Origin of the sequence: Methyloglobulus morosus KoM1 (assembly GCF_000496735.2) — a bacterium.
Taxonomy (GTDB): Bacteria; Pseudomonadota; Gammaproteobacteria; order Methylococcales; family Methylomonadaceae; genus Methyloglobulus; species Methyloglobulus morosus.
In genome coordinates, this window is record NZ_AYLO01000003.1 from 1 (window position 1) to 10,216 (window position 10,216).

Annotated in this window: 5 protein-coding genes; all 5 read left to right on the top strand. The window is 50.7% G+C overall.

The genetic code is table 11. The annotated features are described in order from the left end of the window. Positions 1-191: 191 nt before the first annotated feature. The 5 genes from MGMO_RS00110 to MGMO_RS21005 all read left to right on the top strand — a co-directional run bounded on the left by MGMO_RS00110 (position 192) and on the right by MGMO_RS21005 (position 9,528). Entirely contained in the window at positions 192-3,260 is a 3,069-nt protein-coding gene (locus MGMO_RS00110; protein WP_023492966.1) for a PAS domain-containing hybrid sensor histidine kinase/response regulator, read from the top strand. Then, on the top strand, positions 3,257-5,374 hold the full coding sequence (locus MGMO_RS00115; protein WP_023492967.1) for a two-component system response regulator: 2,118 nt from the start codon (positions 3,257-3,259) through the stop codon (positions 5,372-5,374). The genes MGMO_RS00110 and MGMO_RS00115 overlap by 4 nt, the downstream gene beginning before the upstream one ends. A gap of 622 nt (positions 5,375-5,996) precedes the next feature. Then, a complete protein-coding gene (gene ltrA / locus MGMO_RS00125) occupies positions 5,997-7,280 on the top strand; it encodes a group II intron reverse transcriptase/maturase (RefSeq protein WP_036306283.1) in 1,284 nt (427 codons plus the stop codon). A gap of 536 nt (positions 7,281-7,816) precedes the next feature. Next, on the top strand, positions 7,817-8,959 hold the full coding sequence (locus MGMO_RS00130) for a PQQ-dependent sugar dehydrogenase (RefSeq protein WP_023492969.1): 1,143 nt from the start codon (positions 7,817-7,819) through the stop codon (positions 8,957-8,959). A gap of 314 nt (positions 8,960-9,273) precedes the next feature. After that, on the top strand, positions 9,274-9,528 hold the full coding sequence (locus MGMO_RS21005; protein WP_152976257.1) for a DUF998 domain-containing protein: 255 nt from the start codon (positions 9,274-9,276) through the stop codon (positions 9,526-9,528). Positions 9,529-10,216 lie beyond the last annotated feature (688 nt).

Sequence of the window (10,216 nt, forward strand, 5' to 3'; positions counted from 1 at the left end):
ATGTCAGTGTATCAAGTGCAAGCTGCAACACTACACCATGGCACCAATCCGATCTTGCTCAATCTGGATCTGACAGAAAGTATTTTTTTGACGGACATCAACCAAGCCATTGCATCCTTGAGAGCAGTCGTCATCCCGTTCCTTGAACGACTTCGGTTCAGACTTTTTTCCAAGTAACACAAAGTAAAGTCATGCCTCAAAAAATAGACGATCCCCCTATTCTCAACATTGCTGATGATACGTTTGACGGGATTTTCGAAATCCACCGCCAAGAGGCGCTGCTTAAAACGGGAGCGTTACAGAGCGCAATTTTCAACAGCGCCAATTTCTCAAGTATCGCCACTGACGCGAAGGGAGTCATTCAGATTTTCAACGTCGGCGCTGAACGCATGCTGGGCTACGCCGCCGCCGAAGTGATGAACAAGATTACGCCAGCCGACATTTCCGACCCGCAGGAAGTGATCGCGCGCGCTGAAGCGCTGAGCGTCGAACTCGGCACCCCGATTACACCGGGCTTCGAGGCATTGGTGTTCAAGGCCTCGCGTGGTATCGAAGATATCTACGAGCTGACTTACATTCGCAAGGACGGCAGCCGCTTTCCGGCGGTGGTGTCGGTCACGGCTCTGCGAGATGCTCAGGACACCATCATCGGCTATCTACTGATCGGCACGGACAACACCGAGCGAAAAAAGGCGGAAGAATCTATTAAGGCCGCATCCCAATACGCCCGCAGTCTGCTTGAAGCAAGTCTGGATCCGTTGATGACGATTAGCGCGCAAGGCAAGATCACCGACGTCAATGCCGCTACTGAACAAGTGTCGGGGGTGTCCCGAGCTCAGCTGATCGGCAGTGACTTTGCAGACTATTTCACTGATCCAGGGAAAGCGCGTGAGGGCTATGAGCAGGTGTTCTCGCAAGGGTTTGTGACCGATTACCCCTTGGCGATTCGCCATGTCTCGGGCAAAATTACCGAAGTGCTCTATAACTCCAGCCTGTACCGCGATGGAAATGGCAATGTGCTTGGCGTGTTTGCCGCGGCGCGCGACATCACCGAGCGCAAGCGTGCAGAAGAAACAGCCCAAGCCGCCTTGCTCGCCAAGTCGCAATTTCTGGCCAATATGAGCCACGAGATACGTACCCCGATGAATGCCATTCTGGGATTAACGCGCATTGTGATGGAGTCAGACCTGAAACCGGAACAGCGGGAACAACTTGACAAGGTTCGCAGATCAGGTAGAGCTCTAGTGCGCATTATTGACGATATCCTGGATTTTTCCAGAATCGAGGCCGGACGCATGGCGATCGAATGGATTCCCATGCGCGTAGAGGCGGTACTTCTCGAAGTCAGCGAACTGCTCGGTTTACAGGCCGAAGAGAAGGGGCTGGAATTATTCCTCGATATCGAACAGGACACTCCGTTGCTGGTTATGGGTGACCCTTTTCGCCTGGTTCAGATACTCAATAATCTGGTCGGTAACGCCATCAAGTTCACCGATAACGGCGAGATTCATATCAGTGTGCGGGTCGAGCGCCAGGGTGAGGCTACGCACACGCTGCGATTTAACGTGTGCGACACTGGCATCGGCATCACGCCGGATCAGGTTGGCGTCCTGTTTCAACCTTTCTCCCAGGCCGACTCCAGCACCACACGTAAATTCGGTGGAAGCGGGCTTGGGCTTGCTATCGTCAAAAAGTTAGTAGAGTTGTTGGGCGGCCAGATTACGCTGAATAGTACGGTCGGCAAGGGAACAAATGTTGCCTTCACCATTGAGGTCGGCATAGCGTCGGAAGATAGGCGCAACGTTGCGCATATAGGCTGCGAGTCGCAGCAAATGTGTGGCAAACGGGTGCTGTTGGTGGATGATCAAGCGACTTCACGCCAGATACTTTCTCTCTTACTGAAAGCATGGGGCATGGAGGCGATTGAGGCCGAAAATGGGGAGGAAGCCCTGGCAAGAGTTGCAGAGGCAAACAGGATAGGGCAACCTTTTTATGCCGTGTTGCTGGATTGGCGCATGCCTGGCATGAGTGGTCTGGATGTGGCGGTTGAACTGAGGGCGCAGGAAGTAGCAAACGGCACGGCCACCCTTTTGCCGATCTTGATGGTCACTGGCTTCAACAAGCTACTACTGCAACAACCTGAAGTATCCTGCATCAGCGGTGTGCTCACCAAACCGGTATTGCCTTCCAGCCTGTTCGATGCCTTGATGCACGGTGAAATTCTTCGCGTTCATACCGTGGAAGAACTGAACACCCTGCGATTCGACAGCGTCCGTGTGCTCCTGGTCGAGGACAATGAGCTCAATCAGGAAGTCGCCGCCAGTATCATCAGGAAACGCGGCGCGACTCTCACCATTGCCTGGAATGGCGTTGAAGCTGTGGCTCTGGTCCAACAGCAAGCGTTTGATCTGGTGCTGATGGATCTGCATATGCCAATCATGGGTGGCATCGAAGCTACCCGCCAGATTCGCGAACTTAAGCAAGGGAAAAACCTGCCTATCGTAGCCATGACCGCTGCCGTTATGGCGGAAGACCGGGAACGTTGCCTGGCCATCGGCATGGTCGATTTCATACCTAAGCCTGTGGAACCCGAAGACATCGTCAGGGTGCTTCGTACTTACACCCAATCGGGGGCAGAAATTCCATCCCCCGCCCCGTCTATGGCTCAGGAAGGGGAACCGGTGCTTGATTTGGTAAAAGGGTTGAGTAGACTGGACGGCGACCAAGCACTACAGCAACGGCTGTTGCTCAGTTTTGTCGAGTGTTATCACGACTTAACTGAGCGCCTGGACGAGCTGCTTAATAAGGGGGTTACCAGTGATGCCATCGAGCTGATTCATGCCGTCAAGGGGGTAGCCTCTAATCTGGGTGCCGTAGCTCTGACCGAAGCCAGTCGTCGCTTGCTTGAGGAATTGCGCTCTGCTGCGCTGCAGGAATCTCGAGCTGTGTTCGATGCCATTCTGATCGAGACACTCAGGCAGATGCAGCAACATATCGGCGACTACGAGCAACCTGATCGGATCAAAACGGCGGTAACAACGTTAGTTTCACTGAAGGAGGCTTTGCTGCCGCTTGAGCCGTTTATCATCGGACAGGAAATAATTTCTGACGCTTTACTGGCTTCCTTGCAACAATTGGCCGATGCCGGATTGCCCTGCTCTCCTCTGGTGCGAGAATTGCGCCACCAAATTGATAACTTCGAGCACCCGGAAGCATTGGCGACCTTGAAGCTATTGAAAGCCAAACACTTGGCACAATGATGAATGACACTAACCTGACTCAACACGAAAAGCTGCTTATCCTGCTGGTAGACGATCTACCAATTAACCTGCATGTCCTAGTGTCGGCGTTAAAGACGGATTTCCGGCTCAAGACCGCCACCAGCGGTGCGTCAACGTTAGCGCTGCTGAAAGATCAGACTGAGTTGCCGAAACTGGTCATACTGGATGTCAAAATGCCCGGCATGAGCGGCATCGAGGTTCTGCGCCGAATGCGTGCTGATCCGAACACTTTGGCTATTCCAGTCATTCTGGTGAGCGCCGACGTCTCGGAACAAAACGAACTGGCCGGACTAAACCTGGGTGCGGACGAATATCTGATCAAACCTATTTCAAAAGACACGCTGATAATTCGGGTGCGTAATTTGATCCGGCGTAATGCTGAACAGAGCAAACTGCGATTGGCTGGGTATGTCTTCAATTACAGCGGCGAAGCCATCATGATCACCGACCGCAACAACCACATTGTCGATGTCAATGCCGCATTCATCAAGTTAACGGGGTACGACAAGGCCGATGTGCTGGGCAGTAATCCCAAGTTGCTCTCTTCCGGACGAACCACTGAGGAGGAATGCCGGGACATGTCGGAGGCTATCCTGAAAGACGGCTTCTGGCAGGGCGAGATGTGGGACCGGCGCAAGGATGGCAGCGTTTACCCCAAGATGATGACGGTTTCAGTGGTGCGCAACAGGGCGGGGGACATCGAGTTTCATCTGGCAAATTTCGTCGATATCAGCCGCTACAAAGAATCAGAAGAACGCATTGAACACTTGGCTCACCACGATCCTCTGACCGGCTTGCCAAACCGGCTGCATTTACAGATATTCCTGGAGCAATCCATGTTGATTGTTACGCGCATGTCGGAACAATTGGCGGTGATGTTTCTTGATCTCGATCGATTCAAGAACGTCAATGATACCCTCGGCCATTCGGTCGGAGATGCGTTGTTGATACAAGTGGCCGCTCGTCTCAAGTCGTGTGTACGCGACTACGATGCGGTGGCGAGGCTGGGTGGCGACGAGTTCGTCGTCATCTTGAGAGGCCATGACATAGAGTCTGTTGCCGCCATCGTCGCAACAAAAATCAACCTTCACCTAAGCCGGCCCTTCCTGATCGGTACGGGCACATTGCGCACATCGACCAGTATCGGCATCGCCCTCTATCCCGACAATGCGGATCGCATCGATGATTTGATGAAAAATGCCGACAGGGCAATGTATTTCGCCAAATCAGAGGGTGGGAATAAATTTTGCTTCTTTTCAACGGCAATGAACCTGCATGCCCATGAAAAGCTGAAAATGGAAAACCAATTATATGAGGCAATTGAAAAGCAGGAGTTACAGCTGTATTACCAAATTCAGGTAGACAATTTGTATCAGCCATTGGGTGCAGAGGCATTGGTACGCTGGCTGCATCCTGAACGAGGTCAGGTGCCTCCCATGCAGTTCATTCCACTGGCGGAAGAGTCCGGGCTGATCCTGTCCATTGGTTACTGGGTGCTGGATACGGCATGCGCCCAACTCAAGGCATGGCAGAACGCTACACTCACTCGTGACCTGATTCTGGCGGTGAATGTGAGTCCCAAGCAATTTTGCCAGAATGATTTTATCTCTCAAGTAAGAGATGTCGTGCAACGGCATGCCATCAATCCGGCTTTGCTTAAGCTGGAAATTACTGAAAGCTTAATGTTGATAAATATCGAAGCCGTTATCGCAACCATGACATCCTTGAAAGCACTCGGTGTCCAGTTTTCTCTGGATGACTTTGGTACCGGATATTCATGCTTGCAATACCTTAAACGCCTGCCGCTTGATCAATTAAAGATCGATTATTCGTTCGTACGTGATATTGCTACTGATAGCAGTGATAAGGCGATTATTAGCACCATCATCGCCATGGCGCAGAATCTGAATCTGGATGTTATCGCCGAAGGGGTCGAGACGGAAGAACAACGAAGTTTCCTCATAAACAAGGGTTGCACACACTTCCAGGGATATCTGTTAGGCAAGCCAATTCCGATTGATCAATTCGAGGAGCTGGTTAAGCAGCTGAATGTAACTGAAGTTGGTGCGGATGGCGGCGAATGGCTGCCTTAAAGAAGATCGTTAGCTGACTACCACGACTGGCAGGCGCAATTTGGTTCGGGTGTTTAAGTCGAAAGACTGACCGTCCGCAAAGGGTGTGCGCCGTGCTAAGGCGGTGCTTTACCAGTGGGTGAGAGACCCACCCGGCTAAATCGCTCCGGCCGGAAGCACTCGGGGCAGTCATGTAGGTAACGAAATGGCTGAAGCCCCCGAGTTAAAGGGTCGCTTTAGGCGGCCTAGCGAGTGTGCAGGCTTTAACGTGAGTGAACGCTGAGCAAGCCTCGAAAAGGACGTTGCGCAGGCCGACCTGACCACCCTTTCGGGGAAGGCTGATATGTCTGGGGAGAATGGGCGAAGATTAGCCCCAGATGCTGCGCCGGGGTAGTGGCGATTGCATGTACACAAGGTAAGCACGCGCAACACGGGAAGCCCTTTTGCGTGGCCGGGGACGGCCAACCGGATGCCCGTGAGGGACAGGCCGGGCGCATTGGGGTTGCGGAGAGGTTCGTAGTACCGAGGAAGCCTGGTAATGCGGGTGGAGGGAAGGGGCCTTAGTTCAAGATCAACGCAACAAGTGGGGAGGGACAGGAGATTGGGCAACCTATCAACTCCGATAAGAGTTCAGGAACTACAGATGGCGTTACACGCAAAAGCGAAGGCTGAAGCCGACTATCGTTTCTACGCGTTGTACGACAAGATTTACCGGGAAGACATCCTGGCGCATGCCTATGCCCAGTGCCGCTCTAACAAGGGTGCACCGGGTGTGGATGGCCAGGATTTTCCGGATATCGAAGCGTATGGTGTAACTCGGTGGCTTGGCGAACTGGCGCTTGCGCTTAGGGAGGAGACTTACCGACCAAATCCAATCAGACGAGTGTATATCCCCAAAGCCAATGGCAAGTTGAGGCCACTGGGTATCTCGACACTACAGGATCGGGTCTGCATGACGGCAGCAATGCTGGTGCTGGAGCCGATCTTTGAAGCAGACTTGCCTCCTGAGCAGTATGCCTACCGTCCTGGGCGCAATGCCCAACAGGCGGTGGTCGAGGTGGAAGAAAAGCTATATCGGGGTCACCTGGAGGTCGTGGACGCCGACCTTGCGGACTACTTCGGGAGCATACCGCATGCCGAATTGCTGAAATCGGTGGCACGCCGGGTCGTTGACCCGCGGGTGCTGAACCTGGTCAAGCAATGGCTGGAATGCACCGTGGAAGAAACCGATAGCCGAGGCCGGAAGACACGCACGACCGAAGCCAAGGACAACCGCCGTGGCATACCCCAAGGTTCACCAATCTCGCCGTTGCTGTCTAATTTGTATATGCGACGGTTTGTGTTGAGGTGGAAACAACTGGGGCTGGAGCGGCGGTTGGGCAGCCGGATCGTGACCTATGCCGATGACCTGGTGATCTTGTGCCGCCGGGGCAAGGCTGAAGAAGCCCTGCAATGGCTGCATGACATCATGGCGCAGCTTAAGCTGACGGTGAATGAGGAAAAGACACGAATCTGTAGAGTGCCGGAAGGTGAGTTTGATTTTCTGGGTTACACGTTTGGGCGGATGTATAAGCGCCAAACGGGCAAGGCCTACATGGGATATAGGCCGTCGAAGAAAAGTATTCGGCGCATGGTAGAAAAGATCCATGCGATGACGGTTCTTAACATGGGATGGCAGGAGACCGCCGTGCTAATTGGGCAGTTGAACCGGGTACTACGAGGGTGGTCGAACTACTTTAAAGTGGGGACGACCCAGCAGGCCTACCGGGCAATTGACAACTATACCACGATGCGGTTGCGCCGGTGGTTACGCAACAAGTACAAGGTCAGAAAGCGAGCGGTCGGAGCCTATCCATCTTCGTACCTTTACCAAAACTTAGGATTGGTACGCTTGACCCGCTTGGGGTGCGACCAGCCGTGGGCGTAAGCGTGATATCTTGTCCGAGAGCCGGATGCGGGAAAACTGCCAGTCCGGTTCGATGAGAGGGATGTGGAAACGGGGTTAAGAGTTTGCTAGTGAGGCACCGCCGAACGAAAGGGGCGGCAACAGTTAAGCGAATATCTAACGCTACCGCGCCACATCTCTACTCTACCGGTTTTGACTAAATTGTTTTGAGCCAAAATTGACAACGGCGACTGACCGGTATTGAGAAGACAAATTTAGACGTTTTCTTGGCCAAATTTCGGGCTAACATAGCCAAGCCAATGATGTGCAGCAAAAAATCTTCCAATTTTTTCTACCATAAGCCCCCAATTTACTAAAAGTAAGCTTAACGAAGGAAGTCCTACTTATTGATATATAATGGATATTTTGAATGTTTTTGATGAAAATATTTCAGAGGTTTTTATCAGAATAAATTTAGGTGTATGTAAGAGTGTGGAATTTCATCAGGCCAAAAGTGGTCAACTATTGCAATAAAGCTGCATTGAAAGAACCAAAATATAAGCCTCACCGCCGATCTTATGAAAATTGCCTATTACTTGTTCTCAGCATTAATCGTCATTAGCGCCTGCACTCAAAAGGGGGCGGATGCGCCGCGTTCTGATACTGCGCTACCCACCCAAACCAAAATCAAAATTGAAACATTGGCCAAGGGGCTTGAGTTTCCCTGGGGTATAGCCATATTGCCTGATGGTTCGGCATTGGTGACCGAAAAAGTAGGGCGCTTGCGCTTACTTAAACAAGAAAAATTATCGGCACCCATTTCTGGTGTGCCACAAGTCCTTTATGAAAGCCAGGCTGGCTTGTTTGATGTGGCATTGCACCCCGATTTTGCGACCAACCACACTGTTTACCTCAGCTTTGCCAAAGGGACAGAAAATGATAATGCCACAACCTTAATCCGTGCGAAATTTGATGGTCAAACCCTAACTGGGGTCGCGCAAATTTTTGAAACAAAACCCCATAAACAAGGGGCATACCATTTTGGCGGGCGCATCCTATTCCTGCCCGATAAAACACTCCTCTTATCGTTAGGCGAAGGCTTTAGTTATAAAGAAGAAGCGCAAAAACTTATAAGCTATTTGGGGAAAATTGTGCATTTACGTGATGATGGCACGCCAATCGGTGACCAATTCGCCATGGCCAATGGCGCTAGTCCAACACGGCATTTGAAATACTTCACTTATGGCCACCGCAATCCCCAAGGGCTAGCCCTTGATAAAGCGACGGACACAATCTATGAGCATGAACACGGCCCCAAGGGCGGCGATGAAATCAATATCCTTGTGGAGGGCCGTAATTATGGGTGGCCAGAAATCACTTACGGTGTAGATTATACCGGCCTGCCAATAACCGACAAAGTGGCGGCTGACGGCATGGAACAGCCACTTTTATATTGGATACCCTCGATTGCACCATCGGGAATGACTTTTTATGACAAGGATATGTTCACGGGTTGGAAAGGCGACTTATTGGTCTCGGCACTGGCAGGCCAGCAATTGCGCCGCGTTGATTTGGAAGCAGGGAAAGTAATAAGACAGGAAACATTTTTGACCGAACTGAAAACCCGCTTCCGCAATATCATCACCGCCCCTGATGGCTCAATCTGGGTTTTGACCGATGAACCTGAAGGTAAGGTGCTGAGGTTAACGCCGGAGAAATAGATGCCTCTCAGCCAATTGGCCGAATAAATCTGGTCTGGGTCAAACGTTACCAGCCGTTGCGTAACTTGACGTTTCATGAAAGTCCTCTTGAATCCGTTGCCTAAGCATTTCGATAACAGCATTTAAAAATGTAATAGTCTTCGATTGAACTGAACACATGCATCCCAGTTTGATACGTTGAAGGGTTCCAAAAAGAATCCAAAGATCGAAGTCATGACATCGGTTAACAATAACAAAATTTATCCGGCTATTTTTTCGCCTTTCTGAGATCATTTTTCTTCCTGTGATATGAATTTAAAAAACCTTGGCATCCTATGCGGTATCCTGGCCCCCTCCTATGGCTGTCACTGATTGGCTTAGGAGGAGTCATGCGGCCGGGGTTCAGTCATGTCACACACTACATCAATGAACTCGGGGAACGGGGAAGTTCGACAGAAGTCATAATGCGTTATTCCGCATTCGACTTCACCGTCTTGCTTTACCTGTGTTTTGCCTCAACTTTATGGGTAACTTTTAGGAATAGTGGGATTACCAGATGGCAACCTAACTTATTGCCCTTGAAGGGATAGGACGGATCGGTGCTGGTGTATTCCCTTGTGATCCCGGATGCGTGGGGGGAGCTAAGCCAAGACCTACACCGGATGTTCGCAACGGTAGGCTTCGTCTCAGGGTCATTGGCAACCGTCGCATGAGGGGTCACTTTCCGCAAAATGGGTTGGCCGCAGGGTCTTACTTGGTATTCGATGGGGACTGGGCCATTAGCTCTGATTTTTCTTCTACTTGAGACATTTGTAAAAACCACCTGTTTTCATGGCTAAACCGTAAAAACCAAAATCATGGCCAAAAATGGGAATTATTGACATAAAGTTGGGTAAAAAACCTCAAATTACGGACTATTTTTGCTATCACCCAAATTTAGCCAAAAACGCAAAAAAAGGGAGTTACATGCAAATATTCGAAAATCGGCTTTTCAGGCTGATTGACGTTAAAGAGCAAAACTGCCTAGCCCTGCTTTACTGTGAGTTTTGCAAGAGGCTCGGTTCTTAGTACATTATCTGACGGCTCGAGGAAAGATAAAGTCAAAAACAGATCTACTAACATTATCTATTCGTCTTTAGATGTATCCGAGTAAGCAGTTTAATTGTTATTCGTATAAATGAAATCACAATGTTGTAACTTTATGGATGAGCGTAGACTAGTAAATAAGGCCGTTAATGTGTGATCTATTGAAGGCTGATTGTAATCAAGAGTTCCTGT